The 14358-nt window shown below is 56.2% G+C and carries 12 protein-coding genes and 1 tRNA gene; 10 read left to right on the forward strand and 3 right to left on the reverse strand.

From position 1 onward, the window contains the following. Nucleotides 1-74: 74 nt before the first annotated feature. Both ACHZBF_RS07030 and ACHZBF_RS07035 read left to right on the forward strand, forming a co-directional pair. Complete coding sequence (locus ACHZBF_RS07030) at nucleotides 75-2150, forward strand: tape measure protein (protein WP_321528042.1); 2076 nt, start codon at nucleotides 75-77, stop codon at nucleotides 2148-2150. A 137-nt stretch (nucleotides 2151-2287) separates the two neighbouring features. Next, nucleotides 2288-2755 (forward strand): DUF4124 domain-containing protein, encoded by a 468-nt coding sequence (locus ACHZBF_RS07035; protein WP_321528043.1) that lies wholly within the window; start codon nucleotides 2288-2290, stop codon nucleotides 2753-2755. 998 nt (nucleotides 2756-3753) lie between these two features. On the opposite strand, the gene ACHZBF_RS07040 is transcribed toward ACHZBF_RS07035, so the two are convergent. Continuing rightward, nucleotides 3754-3829, reverse strand: a tRNA-Glu gene (locus ACHZBF_RS07040). Nucleotides 3830-3953: 124 nt separating this feature from the next. On the opposite strand from ACHZBF_RS07040, the gene pcnB reads away from it, so the two are divergent. The 8 genes from pcnB (at nucleotide 3954) to ACHZBF_RS07080 (ending at nucleotide 11193) form a co-directional block, all read left to right on the forward strand. After that, complete coding sequence (pcnB, locus tag ACHZBF_RS07045; RefSeq protein WP_029134027.1) at nucleotides 3954-5267, forward strand: polynucleotide adenylyltransferase PcnB; 1314 nt, start codon at nucleotides 3954-3956, stop codon at nucleotides 5265-5267. A 35-nt stretch (nucleotides 5268-5302) separates the two neighbouring features. After that, nucleotides 5303-5782 (forward strand): 2-amino-4-hydroxy-6-hydroxymethyldihydropteridine diphosphokinase, encoded by a 480-nt coding sequence (folK, locus tag ACHZBF_RS07050; protein ID WP_321528044.1) that lies wholly within the window; start codon nucleotides 5303-5305, stop codon nucleotides 5780-5782. Further along, complete coding sequence (locus ACHZBF_RS07055) at nucleotides 5775-6434, forward strand: deoxynucleoside kinase (protein ID WP_029134025.1); 660 nt, start codon at nucleotides 5775-5777, stop codon at nucleotides 6432-6434. Before folK ends, ACHZBF_RS07055 begins: the two co-directional genes overlap by 8 nt. A 72-nt stretch (nucleotides 6435-6506) precedes the next feature. Then, nucleotides 6507-7304 carry a 3-methyl-2-oxobutanoate hydroxymethyltransferase gene (gene panB, locus ACHZBF_RS07060; RefSeq protein ID WP_321528045.1) on the forward strand — a complete coding sequence of 266 codons (798 nt, stop codon included), beginning with the start codon at nucleotides 6507-6509 and terminating at the stop codon, nucleotides 7302-7304. Then, a complete protein-coding gene (gene panC / locus ACHZBF_RS07065) occupies nucleotides 7301-8152 on the forward strand; it encodes a pantoate--beta-alanine ligase (protein WP_029134023.1) in 852 nt (283 codons plus the stop codon). The genes panB and panC overlap by 4 nt, the downstream gene beginning before the upstream one ends. Before the next feature lie 250 nt (nucleotides 8153-8402). Further along, nucleotides 8403-9227: a hypothetical protein gene (locus ACHZBF_RS07070; protein WP_321528046.1), complete on the forward strand. Its 825-nt coding sequence runs from the start codon at nucleotides 8403-8405 to the stop codon at nucleotides 9225-9227. After that, the gene (locus tag ACHZBF_RS07075) at nucleotides 9164-10138 is read left to right on the forward strand and encodes a mechanosensitive ion channel family protein (protein ID WP_321528047.1); all 975 of its coding nucleotides are present in this window, start codon (nucleotides 9164-9166) and stop codon (nucleotides 10136-10138) included. Before ACHZBF_RS07070 ends, ACHZBF_RS07075 begins: the two co-directional genes overlap by 64 nt. After that, nucleotides 10135-11193 carry an SPOR domain-containing protein gene (locus ACHZBF_RS07080; protein WP_084610111.1) on the forward strand — a complete coding sequence of 353 codons (1059 nt, stop codon included), beginning with the start codon at nucleotides 10135-10137 and terminating at the stop codon, nucleotides 11191-11193. Before ACHZBF_RS07075 ends, ACHZBF_RS07080 begins: the two co-directional genes overlap by 4 nt. A gap of 63 nt (nucleotides 11194-11256) precedes the next feature. On the opposite strand, the gene ACHZBF_RS07085 is transcribed toward ACHZBF_RS07080, so the two are convergent. Together ACHZBF_RS07085 and ACHZBF_RS07090 are read right to left on the reverse strand one after the other, a co-directional pair. Then, a complete protein-coding gene (locus ACHZBF_RS07085; protein WP_321528048.1) occupies nucleotides 11257-12714 on the reverse strand; it encodes an NAD-dependent succinate-semialdehyde dehydrogenase in 1458 nt (485 codons plus the stop codon). Between the two features lie 105 nt (nucleotides 12715-12819). After that, a complete protein-coding gene (locus tag ACHZBF_RS07090; protein ID WP_029134019.1) occupies nucleotides 12820-14292 on the reverse strand; it encodes a glycogen synthase in 1473 nt (490 codons plus the stop codon). Between the last annotated feature and the right edge of the window lie 66 nt (nucleotides 14293-14358).

Below are 14358 nucleotides of genomic sequence, written 5' to 3' on the forward strand. Positions count from 1 at the left end.
ACGCCCACAGGTAAAACGTTTTAAGCGAAAAGCCGGGCTCCTATTAGCTGATCGAAGCTTATTGAGGCTTTTCTATGACCAGGAATAACAAAGAGTTTCTGATACGGGTTAGTGCAGATATTGCCAAGGCGCAGGCTGATATGCGCCGAATGTCTGATGAGATTGCCAAAACAGGTGGCGCTGCAAGAAGCGCCAGTAAACCCATTAATAATCTAGGGCTTGCCTTCAGTACGATGGGTGCCGCCGCTGCCGCCTATCTTGTTATTGCTTCAGCCATAAAAGCCCTGCATATGGCCGATGAATTCCGCACACTGGAACAGCGCATAAAAACCGCCACCAAACAAACTGGCGATTTTGTAAAAGTTAATAAACAACTGTTTGAAAGCGCCCAGGAAACCGGCACAGCCATGGCCGACACTGTGGCCACCTTTCAACGGTTGTCGTTGGCGCGTAAAGAGTTAGGTGCCACCAATGACCAGATTATAACGGTCACAAAAACCGTTCAGCAGTTGGGCGTAATGTCCGGGGCCAGTGGAACGGCCATGCAGGCGGGCCTGTTGCAGTTTGGCCAAGCCATGAGCGGAGTGGTTGTTCGTGCTGAAGAATTCAACTCATGGGTAGAGAACATTCCCGCTGTTGTTGACCGTATTGCTATCGGCTTAGGTAAGTCAAAAGGTGAGCTTCGCCAGATGGTGCTGGACGGCAAGCTACTTTCGAAAGATGCCTTTGGAGCGTTGCTGGATCAGTCTGGTGAAGTCTCAAAAGAATTTGCCGAAATTCCCGTCAACTTGCAGCGTGCCACCAAAATACTTGATGAAGCGATGAAGAAGTTCCTGGCGGATCTGGATCATGCGACTAATGCCACTACAGGTATTGCCTGGGTTATGAATCGTATCGCTAACAACCTGGCGGCCGCCGGAACCTACGTTAATCCCACCGGCATGAATAAATTCAACCTGTTGTTTAAAGAGCGGATAAGGCTGACTAAAGAGATTCAGCGGCTTGAAAAAGATGTTGCTGACAACACAAAGTCGCCCTATGTGGATTATGTCGCTGAACTGAAAAATCTAAAATCCGAACTGGAGTCAGTCAACAAAGAACTGAAAGCCATGCAGGATGAAAACGTCAGGGCCATCCAGTCCGGAAAGCAGCATACCGAACAAGCCGATGCCGCTGAGGACTATGAAGCAAGCCTGAAGGATGTCAACCAGCAGTTAAAAACCGCCATCATCCTGCAGAAAGAGCAGGCGCAAAAAGTGGACGAATACGTCGCCCGTATTAAAAAAGTAAAAGAAGCCTATGCCGATATTCGCAGTGGCATAGGTAATAAAGGGGGTGCGCCTGACATTATTGATATTTCCGGCCAGTCTAAAAAATCAGAACAGCTATTTGATAAGGGTGATTACGAAGGTGCCGCAAAGGCAGCAGAAAAAGCCCGCAACATGATCAAAGAGTTGGGTGATGCTGGCGGAGAAAGTGACATTGTACTGCGCGGGTTACTGAAACGCGCCGAAGATGCGGAGCTGAATGCATTAGGCAGCATTAAGACAAGCAGTGATGCGTCCCTGCAACAGACCAACCAGGTGATTACCGACCTGCTGACCCGTGCCGAAGAGCTGAAGGCGCTGAAAGTGGGCCTGGACAGTGCCGCCGCCCAGGCGCAGGCCACCTCACTGATGGCCGCCTTACAAGCCCAGTTTTCCGCCAACCCGCTGGTGATCCCGGTGGTGTTGAGCCAGAGCGGTGATATCAACGTTCCCACCGAACAGGCGGTGCAGGGTGTGGCCGAGCCCATGCCCATCAAACGCGCCGGCGGCGGGCCGATTGTGGGCCCGGGTACCGGAACCAGCGACAGCGTGTTGATGTGGGGCTCAAACGGTGAGTTCATGCAGCCTGAAGCCAGCGTACAGTATTACGGCCGGGGGTTTATGGAACTGATCCGCCGCCGGCAACTGCCGCGTTTTGCCGATGGCGGCCTGATCGGTGCGCCTGCTTTGCCCTCATTCAAATATACGGCCCCTAATACCAACACTGGTACCCCCATCAACCTCTATTTAGATGGCCAAAAATTCCCGGTGCAAGCAGATCAAGATGTGGCTAATGCTATCCAAAGGGTGTTCCATCAGGAGGCGTTAAAGCGAGGCAGATAGAGGGAATGAAAAGTGAGTAATAGGTACCTCATAGGGTGAGACTAAATCACCCTTGCAGTGATGTCCGGGAATTGCGTTTTTATTTAAAAGAAGGGATATTTATAAGCTATAGAATGATGTATTACAGGGAGAAGAACATGAAAGGGATCGTGTTATTAATTTTGGCTTTAATCTGTACTCAGACAACTCTTCTTGAGGCAGGTGTATATAAATGTGTTCTTGATGGTAAAACAACTTACAGCCAAAAGCCCTGTGAAGGCGAGATGTCCGAGGTGGAGATTAAGGCGGCTCCACCTCCATCTGGAGATCCCCGTAACGCTAATGACTATAAGAAAGCAAATAAGGAGCTAGATGCGGCGATCAATGAGCGTCGAGGAGAGCGGAAGCTTAGAAGCCTTAAGCAGGATCTGACAATCCTAAAAAACAAGAGGGATAGAGAGATGGCACGCTATCGCTCCTTAATGCGGCGCGCAGTAACAAAGGCGGATGTGATGATAATCCAGCAGGAGATTGCCAATCGGCGCAGCGAGTACGCGGAAGCAATCAAGAGCAAGGAGGATGAAATCCGTAACGCTAGTGCCTCGATTGGCCCAGGAGGGCAATAATTATGGGGCAGCTCCACATTGGTTTGATATTTTGAATGATCGGGCGTGAAAACTCGTGAATAAACACGATAGGCTCTAGATGTACCACCTGATTGACCCTATAGGGATATATGTGGTGGCAAAAGGCGTTACCCACACATATCTAGCCACCATCCATGCGCCGATACCCAATGGGTAACACCCTGTAAACCAGGCTTCAGTTGACGTTATTGGTGGGGTGAATATATTACTCGCCCACAATTCGCCACCATTCATGCGTCAATACCTAACGGGTAATATCCTTGAGCCGGTCTTTCATCCGTGAAATGGGGGGGGGAGTATCCGTGATGACCTCTTTATTGATCCACAGGCAGTAAAGCCAGCAGATTGCCGTGAAGCGTTTAAAAAACGGCAGGGAGACCCAACCGCCTATCCATCATAGAAGAGGCAACGGAATGCCTCTGGGACCTGACCGGCTTTTACCAACGTACCTCCTACGCGTTCCGGCTCACAGAAAGGTAGTTGGTAAAATTTGAAAACGTAGCATAAGTAGAGCTGAACGCCAATCTCCGACAGACACCAGAAATAGACCGGCACCCCATTGAAAAAACCAGTTTTCGAACGTCCTTGAGAATTGCCGTACAGGGGGGGGCACCGAAAATGACGAAGTTCCGTGATTTCTTTTGCCGATTTTTCTCTGAGATTGCATGCCTTTACGGATGCCGGTGGGTGTGTGGCAATGGAGGGCGAATTGGCGATGATTTGATACAGGTCTGATACAGTTGCTTAGAATAATAGGATGCTGATTCTAAATGTTTTTTTCCGACCTGGTGTCGCATCCGGAACTGAAGATGGAACGCCGATATTGGTTCGATAGTTTGACCAGCCGGGTGAGGGCGGACTAAATTGCGGGACAAGGCTCAAAAATCAAGTTTTCTCTATAACACAAACTATACACAAACGGTATTTTTGGCATAAAAAAAGAGGTTGCTTTATATCGCAACCTCTTGATTTTTAAGTGGTACTCCCTAGGGGACTCGAACCCCTGTTGCCGCCGTGAGAGGGCGGAGTCCTAGGCCACTAGACGAAGGGAGCAGTGCGCTCAGGCGTGGCGTATTATACCCACAGTTTGTTTTGGCTCAAGCTGTAATGACCATTTTTTTTAGTGGCATGATTCTGTACACTCTGGGCGCCGCAATCTTTTTGAAGTGTATAAGGAATATTTAAAATAGCCACGCCCCATATCATTCCCCGTCCTGAGCACAACATCTCCAGGGCGAATATCAGCGAACATGCCACCAAGGTACTCTATCGCCTGAAGGCGGCAGGGTTTCAATCCTATCTGGTCGGCGGTGGTGTGCGCGACCTGCTACTGGGCCGGGAACCCAAGGATTTCGATGTGGCGACAGACGCCACCCCGGAGGAGGTCAAAGCGGTGTTTCGCAACTGTCGCCTGATCGGCCGCCGGTTCCGCCTCGCCCACGTCCACTTCGGGCGGGAAATTATCGAAGTTGCCACCTTCAGAAGTATGCAGGATGCCTCCGAACCGGGAGACCGGGAGACTGAGAATGGCATGCTGGTGCGGGACAATATCTATGGCTCCATCGAAGAGGACGCCCTGCGCCGCGATTTCACGATTAATGCCCTCTATTACAATATAGAGGACTTCTCGGTGGTGGATTATGCCGGCGGCATGGCGGATCTGCAGTCAGGGGTTCTGCGGCTGCTGGGTGATCCCGATATCCGCTACCGGGAAGACCCGGTGCGCATGTTGCGGGCCGTCCGCTTCGCCGCCAAGCTTGGGTTTGTGATCAATCCGGCATGCGAACAGCCTCTGTTTGAAATGGGTTCCCTGTTGCAGAGTGTGCCGGCGGCACGCCTGTTTGAGGAGGTGCTGAAACTGTTCATGGCGGGCGTGGCGTTACAGAGTTTTGAAAAGCTGCGTCACTATGGCCTGTTTGGTGAGCTGTTTCCGGAGACGGAGGAGTGTCTGGCCCACGAAGATCACGAATTCCCCATCACTTTCGTTATCCGCGGGATGCAGAATACCGATAGCCGTATCCGCGAGGGAAAGCCGGTAACGCCGGCCTTCCTGTTTGCGGTACTGCTGTGGGAACCGGTCAGGCTGTTGGCAGAACGTCTGCGGGAGAACGGCGAAGCGCCCTTGCCGGCCATGCAGCAGGCGGGCAGTGATATCCTGATGACCCAGCTTGAGCGGGTATCGATACCTAAGCGGTTCAGTATCCCGATGCGCGAGATCTGGAATCTGCAGCACCGCTTTGAGCAGCGAGCGGGAAAACGTCCCCACCGACTGCTAACCCATCCCCGTTTCCGTGCGGCCTATGATTTTCTGTTGTTGCGCGCAGAAGCGGGAGAGGTCGACCAGGAGTTGGCCGACTGGTGGACCCATTTTCAGGAGCAGGACGGCGATGAACGCAACCAGATGGTTCGGCAGGCGAACAGCAGTGGCGATAGACCCCGCCGCCGCCGGCGCCGGCGCAAGCGTCCCGCCAAACCGGCCGACCCGAGCTAGCCAGACGACTGATGCGAAGCAGTGCAAATAAGCCCATGGTAACCGCCTACATAGGGCTGGGCAGTAATCTGGCTGAACCGGTGTTGCAGGTCAGACGTGCCTGTGAGGCCCTGACACAGCTGCCGGAAACCCGCCTGCTTGAATGTTCCAGTCTCTATCTCAGTCCCCCCATGGGGCCGGCGGATCAGCCGGACTACGTCAATGCGGTGGCGGCCCTTGAAACCACCCTTTTACCCTATGATCTGCTGGCCGGTATCCAGGCCATAGAGCAGGCCCAGGGACGTACCCGTGAGGTGCGTTGGGGCGCCCGCACGCTGGACCTGGATCTGCTGGTCTACGGGGACCAGATCATTAGCGACAAGGCGCTGACCGTGCCCCATCCCGGCATGCCGGAGAGGGCATTCGTGCTTTATCCGCTACAGGAGATTGCCCCCATGCTGAATATACCGGGGCTGGGACCTCTGGCGGCACTGGTAGCCAATTGCCCGAAAAATGGCTTGAAGCGCCATGCATGAGTCACTCGCAACACCGCCCGGTTATATCGTGGTGGAGGGACCCATCGGCGTCGGCAAGACCAGCCTGGTGAACCGGTTGGCGCAGAGCTTTGCGGCTGAAACCCTGCTGGAAGAGGCGGAAGAGAATCCATTCCTGGAGCGCTTTTATAATGATGGCCGCCAGGCCGCCTTTCCCACCCAGCTGTTTTTCCTGTTTCAGCGCAGCCGACAACTGGCGGGGCTGCGTCAGCAGGATCTGTTTCGTCGAGCCCTGGTGGCGGACTATATGCTGGAAAAAGACCGGCTGTTTGCCGGAATCAACCTGGATGCACAAGAGCTGAATCTCTACGAGCAGGTCTACGAGCGACTCTCCATGGAGGCGCCATCTCCGGATCTGGTGGTCTATCTCCAGGCGCCGGTGGATGTGCTGATGACGCGAATTCAGAAGCGAGGCCGGGTCCAGGAACGGCGTATGGAAGCCGCTTATCTGCAACGCCTGAGCAACGCCTATACCGATTTCTTCTACCATTATGAGAAATCGCCTCTGCTGATTGTCAATGCAGCGGAGATCAATCCGATTGAGCGGGAGAGTGACTACCGGCTGCTGCTGGAGCGGATCTGCAGCGTACGCAGCGGAAAACATTATTTCAATCCTGCACCACTCTTGTTGTAATATTGCACTGCACAATGCGGGTTATCCGATTCCGACTAACAGTGGAAAGAGAGAAAACGGGGTAAAAAAATCATGTCCCATGTGACAACCGCAACACTGATACAGATGAAGCAACAGCATGAAAAAATTGCTGTGTTAACCAGTTACGATGCCAGTTTCACCAGCCTGATCGAAGATGCGGGTGTGGAGGTGATCCTGGTCGGTGATTCGCTTGGGATGGTGATTCAGGGACAGGAGAGCACGCTGCCGGTGGACGTGGAGGAGATGGTCTATCACACCCAGTGTGTGGCCCGTGGCCGCCGCAAGGCGTTGCTGATTGCCGATATGCCGTTCATGAGTTACAGCTCGGCCGAGCAGGCGCTGGGGACTGCCGGGCGGCTGATGAAGGATGGCGGCGCCCACATGGTGAAACTGGAAGGCGGTGCCACCCAGTTGGAGACCGTGCGTCAGCTGACCGCCAACGGCATTCCGGTCTGTGCCCACCTGGGACTACTGCCCCAGTCGGTGCACAAACTGGGCGGTTACCGGGTACAGGGACGGGATGACGAGTCGGCCCGGATCATGAAAGAGGATGCCCTGGCGCTGGAAGCGGCCGGTGCCCAGATGCTGGTGCTGGAGTGTGTCCCCACCGGGCTGGCACGGGAGATCAGCGAGGCGCTGGAGATTCCGGTGATCGGTATCGGGGCCGGGCCCGGCTGCGATGGCCAGGTACTGGTAATCTACGACATGCTTGGCATCACCCCGCGCCAGCTGCCGCGCTTCGTGAAAAATTTCCTGCCGAGCGCCCACTCCATTTCCGAGGCGATCGCTAATTATGTCAAGGCAGTCAAGGACGGCAGCTTCCCCGGTGAGGAGCACAGCTTTAAATGATTACCGTTGAAACTGTTGCTGACCTTCGGCATACCGTATCCCGCTGGCGTGCGGCCGGAGAACGGGTGGCGCTGGTTCCCACCATGGGCAATCTGCATGAAGGCCATCTGGATCTGGTGCGAAAGGCGCGATCCCTGGCAGATCGGGTGGTGGTCTCCATCTTTGTCAATCCGCTTCAGTTTGGCGAGGGCGAGGATTTCGCCACTTATCCGCGAACCCTGATTGATGACTCGGATAAGTTGAGTGCGGCAGCCACCGATTTACTGTTTACGCCGCAGGTCGCCGAAATGTACGCCCGACCCCAGCAGGAGCAGACCCGGGTCGAAGTGCCGGGATTGTCAGGTCTGTTCTGTGGCGCCTCGCGTCCCGGCCATTTTGTGGGTGTCGCCACCGTGGTCTGCAAGCTGTTCAACATGGTTCAGCCGGATCTGGCACTGTTTGGCGAGAAGGATTTCCAACAACTGCTGGTGATTCGGCAGATGGTTCAGGATCTCTCGATTCCCGTCACCATCCATGGACTGCCGACGGTACGCGAGGTGGATGGGCTGGCGCGCAGTTCCAGAAACGGTTACCTGAGCGATACCGAACGTACCATAGCGCCGGCTCTTTATCGGCAATTGCAACAGACGGTGGTCGGGATAAAACGCGGCAAGCACGATTATGCGGCGCTGGAGCGTCAGGCGATCAACCGGTTGGAGTCGGAAGGTTTTACGCCCGATTACTATGCCATTCGCCGTGCGGCTGATCTGGCAGAGCCGGGTGCGGATGATACATCTCTGGTTATTCTCGCAGCGGCTTATCTGGGTAAGGCCCGGTTGATCGATAACATTCAGTTGACCCTCGAATAGAGACCCCTAACCGGTCGATTCACCATTCACCTGCCCAAATTCCGGTTCCATCTCCATAGGGCGCCGCGTCGGCGCCGTGATCCGTCGTGCTGCTGTGATGGCGACCCCACCTCATGGCCGACAATGGGGACAAAGTTGCAGTGACTTGCCTGTGAAACGAAGATTCTGCCCAGTGTTTTAGACACTCCCGGGCCGGACGGGTAGACTGCACCCCAGTTTATGTGAGCGGAAGTGAAGGAGTCGTTTGATCATGTGGCGTCTGTTGCTACCGATGTTATTGCTGTTGTCGGGGTTGTCCCAATCGATTTATAGCCAGGAGGGGGTGACGGGGACGGAGAGTGCAGCTGTCAAGGCGGCGGCACCGCCCGATACTCTCATTTCCCCCCGGGCCACCATGGAGACCTTTCTCCATGCCATGAACGATATCAAACGGGGGGAACCGCAGCGGATAGACGATGCGGTAACCACACTGGACTTGTCCGATGTCAGTCCTTTGGTGCGCCGGGAGCGTGGGCGTGATTTGGCCTGGATGCTGCTGGAGGTGATGGACCGGACCCGCTTGATCGATACCGGACGGATTCCGGCCAACCCCACCGGTGAGCCCTACCTGTTTGCCCGTTATAAAAGCGGTGTTATCCGCATTGCGCCGATGGAAGATGGGCGCTGGCTGTTCGACCGGGAGGGCGTCAGCCGGTTGCCGATGATACTGGATGAACTGGCGGCGACCAAGCGGGTAAAGGGGGATGATGATGCGCAATATCTCCCGTGGCATCTGCGTCTGAGGCAACAGATACCCGAACGTCTCAAACAGAAAGACTTTCTGCTTGAGAACTGGCAGTGGATCGGTATTTTCATCATTATTCTGGTGGGTGTGGTTGCCGATAAGCTGGTCTCCCTGGTGCTGCGCAGTTTGGTGCGGCGGTGGAAGAACCGCAGTAGCGGTGACGAATTCCAGGCCCTGTCCGACCAGGTCCTGCGACCGCTTGGCCTGATGGTGATGGCGGTTATCTGGTGGGTCGGCATCATCTCCTCGGACTGGGCGAGGATTCCCTGCTGGTACTGCTTGTCGCGGTGAAATTTCTCGCCAGCCTGTCCGGTGTCTGGGCCGCCTACCGACTGGTGGATATCGTCGCGATCTATCTGCTGCGTCGCGCACTCAGGACCGAAAGCAAGCTGGACGACGCCCTGGTTCCGCTGATTCCGCGCACCCTGAAGATTTTTGTCACTGTCATCGGTTTTGTCTTCATTGCCGATAATATCAATGTGGACATATCGAGTCTCCTTGCGGGCCTGGGACTGGGCGGCTTGGCCTTTGCCCTGGCGGCCAAGGATATGGTGCAGAACCTGTTCGGTTCCGTCACCGTGCTGATGGACCGCACCTTTAGTGTGGGTGACTGGATTATTGTGGGTGGGGTGGAAGGCTCGGTGGAGCGGATCGGTTTCCGGAGTACCCGAATCCGCACTTTCTACAACTCGGTGGTTACCGTGCCCAATTCCAAGTTCATCACCGCCGATGTCGACAACATGGGGGAGCGGCGCTACCGCCGCCTCTCCTGCAAACTCTCACTGACCTATGATACGCCGCCAGACCGGATCGAGGCCTTCTGTGAGGGTGTGCGGGAGCTGATTCGACAGCATCCCTATATGCGCAAGGACTATTATCAGGTCTACCTCAACGAATTCGCCGCCTCTTCGCTGAATGTACTGCTGTATGTGTTCTGGGAGACGCCGGAATGGAATACCGAGCTGCGTGAACGCCACCGTTTTATGCTGGATATCCTGCGCCTGGCCAAGCGGTTGGGTGTTGAGTTCGCCTTTCCCACCCAGACGCTGTATATGCGAACGGAAGACATCCCTGCTCAACCGGGGGAGACAGTGCCGCAGACCCAGGCTTTCGAGTTGGGTCGTCAGGAGGCGGTGGCGGTGGTCGCCGAGTCCACCGGAATCGGTGTCAAACCCCCGCCAGTGATATTCCCGCCCGCATGATGAAGCGAACCCTGTCGGGTAAACTGCTGTTGATTGCAGGACTGCTGTGGGGTACCCAGTGCGCGGCCGCCGTTGATCCGGTACAGGCCGGCTATCGTGCCTTTGAACAGCAGCAGTGGCGCGATGCCTACGAGTACTGGGTGCCCGAGGCTGACCGGGGCAATGCCGAAGCACAGTTTTATCTCAGCAGGTTGTTTCGTGATGGCCTGGGAGTCGAACCCAGTGAGGTGACGGCGTTGACCCTGTTGATGCTGGCCGCCGAGGGTGGGCATGCCGCGGCAGCGTATCGATTGGGTAATCTCTATCATACCGGTGAGTTGATCGAACAGGATGGGGAACGGGCGCTTTATTGGTGGCGTCGGGCGGCCGGGCAGGGCGATGTGGCGGCACAGCTTCGGTTGGCTGCACTTCACTACCTGGGGTGGATGGTCGAGCCGGATCATGAAAAGACGCTCGAATGGTATCGGCGCGCGGCGGATAACGGATCGCAACGGGCATTGGTCATGCTGGACCATTTGGAGTTTGCCGATTCGCCAATCTACAGCGGGTCGGTGGATGTCATGCAGGTCGCCGTCAGTGACGCCGCGTTGCGACTGATGGCCACCGGCGTGGCGGCATCCGGAACCGGTTCGGATGCGGTCACTTTGGTTGCATCACGGCAGAGTGCCCGCCTGCTGGGGCAGACCGTCACTCCGGCGGACCTGGCGGTTGATGAATCGGCACTGCTGTCGGCGACACCGACCGGTGATGTGGCGGTCGTAGCCAGTCAGAATGATCTGGCCTGGATAGAGGACCAGCCGGAAGACAATTTTACCTTGCAGCTTTTCAGCAGCGACAAGCGGGAGAGCGCCGAACGTGTGGCGCGTATGTTGAAGAGTTCATGGCGTGTCGCTATTTTCCCTTTCGATCGTTTCGGTTACCGCTGGTTCGGGGTGCTCGCTGGCAGTTTCGACAGTATGCAGCAGGCGACGCAGGCGAAAGACCGGCTGCTGGCCGACAACCCCATCGAGTCTCCCTGGATCCGACGGTTTCAGAATGTCCGCAAGCGGGATTGATATATCCGATGGTGACCAGCGGGTGGTCTATAGGGATCGCCCGGGCCGAGTCAACGGAATCCTTTACGCCTGACCGAGACCACCCATGCAGAGATATTTCATCTCGATGAAGTCATCCATGCCGTAGCGCGAACCCTCGCGGCCGATTCCTGACTCCTTGATACCGCCGAATGGTGCGACCGCAGTGGAGATAATGCCTTCGTTAATCCCGATCATACCGGTCTCCAGGGCCTCGGCCACGCGCCAGACCCGGCCAATGTCGCGGGCATAGAAATAGGCGGCCAGTCCGAAGGGTGTGTCATTGGCCAGGTCGATCGCCTCCTGCTCGGTCTTGAAGCTGAACAGGGGGGCGACGGGGCCGAAGGTCTCCTCGCAGGCAATGTGCATTTCACGCGTGACGCCGGCCAGGATAGTTGGTTGGTAAAAGGTGCCACCCAGGGTATGGCGCTGCCCCCCGGTCATCAGCCGGGCGCCTTTTGCCACGGCGTCATCCACATGACGCTGCACCTTCTCCACGGCGGCCTGATTGATCAACGGTCCCTGCTGGGAATCACTGGTCAGTGCTGGCCCTACCTGCAGTGCGTCGACCGCCCGGGTCAGCTTTTCGGCAAACTCGTCATAGATACTCTCCTGGATCAGGAAGCGGTTGGTGCAGACGCAGGTCTGGCCGCTATTGCGGTATTTTGATGCCAGCGCACCAGCCACGGCAGCGTCGATATCGGCATCATCAAACACCAGGAAGGGGGCATTGCCACCCAACTCCAGGGAGACCTTTTTAACCGTACCGGCGCACTGGGACATGAGCAGCTTCCCGACAGCGGTGGAACCGGTGAAGGAGAGTTTGCGAACGATCGGGTTGCTGGTCAGTTCGCCACCCACCGCCACGGCATTTTCCGTGGGCAGGACGTTGAACACACCGGGCGGTATGCCGGCCTCATCCGCCAGGGCCGCCAATGCCAGTGCGGAGAGCGGGGTGTCCGGTGCCGGCTTGATTACCACGGTACAGCCGGCCGCCATGGCCGGTGCACATTTGCGGGTGATCATGGCGTTGGGAAAGTTCCAGGGGGTGATGGCGGCTACTACCCCGATCGGCTGCTTGATCACTACAAAACGCCTGTCCGCCGCGTGGGCCGGGATCACGTCACCGTATACCCGTTTCGCCTCTTCGGCGAACCACTCGATAAAGCTGGCGCCGTAGGCGATTTCGCCGCGACTTTCCGCCAGCGGTTTACCCTGCTCCAGACTGAGCAGTTGAGCCAGCGCCTCCTGATTGGCCATGATCAGTTCAAACCAGCGGCGCAGCAGATTGCTGCGCTCCTGCGCAGTACGCTTGCGCCAGCTTCGAAAGGCCAGATCAGCCTGCTCGATGGCGCGTCTCGTCTCTGCCGCACCGAGTGAGGGCACCCGGGTGATCTCGCTGTTGTCTGCGGGATTGGTGACCGCAAAGGTGTGGCCGTTGTCGGCGGAAATCCACTCGCCGTTGATATAGGCCTGGTTTTTAAGGAGGTTGGAAATGGTCATCTGCTGGTGCCGCCCCGGTTTTGCTATTGCTGTGTCAATTGCGTTTCATGTTGACACCATTACAGATGGGGATCAATGCAGGGTTCGTGGGGTAAACCGGGATGCTCAGTGAGCGGGCGTGGCTACCGGATTGTCTATTGCCGATTGGTAGCACTGCAGATACCTGTTGGTGGTCTCGGCGGCATGAAAACTCTGGGCCATGCCCTGTAGTGCCAGCTTCTGCCACCAGATCGCCGGCTTTGCACGAAATGTGCTTGCCCTGCTGATTGCGTCGGCCAGTTGCTCGGGTGTTGTCTTGTAATAGAGAAAACCGCTGGCGCTGCCATGCAGCAGATTGGCCGGGGTGGCGTCAGTTACGATCTCCCGTATTGAAGTCGAGGCGTGGGCAATGGGAACCGTTCCATAGCTGAGCGCACATTGCGCCTGAAGTGCCGATGGGTAGTGTCGGGCGGGCATGAGCAGGCAGTCGCTGCCGGCCAGGATTCTGTGCCAGCGAGCCTCATCGGTTGCATGCCGCACACTGAGTCGTTGTGGAAATCGTTCGGCGCTGTCGAGCAACGGCTGAAGTGCGGGATCGTTTTCTCCGGCGGCAGCCAGTATGTGAATGGGCGTGTCGGGTGCAATGGTTTGCAGCAGGGAGGCAATCTGCTCAGGCTCGCTAGTGTCGCGACCAGTGGCGAGATAGCCGATCAGCAGGTCATGTTCATCCAGGGGCAGGTTCAGTTCCGATTGCAAGCGTTGCCGGTTGAGTCCTTTTAGCTCGAATGATGAGCTGTCAAAGTGCTGTTCTATATGCACATCGGTGGTTGGGCTCCAGCGCTGATAGTCGATGCCGGACGGGATGCCGGTCAGCCGGTCAGTGCGTTTTTTCAGCAGGGGCGCCAGTGGGTGTAAGGTGTGATCATTCAGCAGCTCCTGGCGATAACCGGGGCTCGGCAGGATCAGTTGATCAGCCATCAGGATCGCCCCTTTTTCGAACGAGAAGCGCCCCTGCATCTCCAGAGCACCGGATTTCAGCAGTTCAACTGGTATGGAGAGCGCGTTGATCTGCTCGGTGTGGCAATACTGGTGTTTCGCCTCATGCATGGAGTAGATCGTTGCGGGACGACTCCATGCGCCCCCGAGCAGTGGAATGGCCAGTGCTGTCTGCCAGCCGCTGCAGTGCAGCAGGTCCGGTTGCCAGTTGATTCCTGCCTGATTGATTGCCATTAATGAGACGATGCGACTGAACAGTCCGAAGCGGATGGCATCTTCTGGACCACGATTGTCCGGCCGGTCGAATTGTCCTGGTATGTCTACCAGATAGAGGGGGATGCTCTGTCCTGCTTGCCCTTGCAGAATTCGTGCTTCCCGATTATCGCCGGGCAATCTGATTCTGGATGTCTGGATAACGGCGTCTGTCTGTGACAGCAGCCAGGAGTAGGCAGGTACTATCAGGCGTACATCATGCTCCATCGCACTGAGTGTCGAGGTCAGGGTGGTGATGAATTCGGCTTGCTCACTGAAGCCGTTCAGCGATGCGATCTCGCTCGATGCAAATAGAACTCTTTGTGGTGTCAGTGGCAGCTCTCTGTTCATAAAGTACGACGTGGCGGTTTTTGATCATCCTGTGTAGTAGCCGCTTGGCGATTATTTATTATTGTG

The sequence above is a fragment of the Sedimenticola selenatireducens genome, assembly GCF_963675335.2.
Taxonomy (GTDB): Bacteria; Pseudomonadota; Gammaproteobacteria; order Chromatiales; family Chromatiaceae; genus Sedimenticola; species Sedimenticola selenatireducens.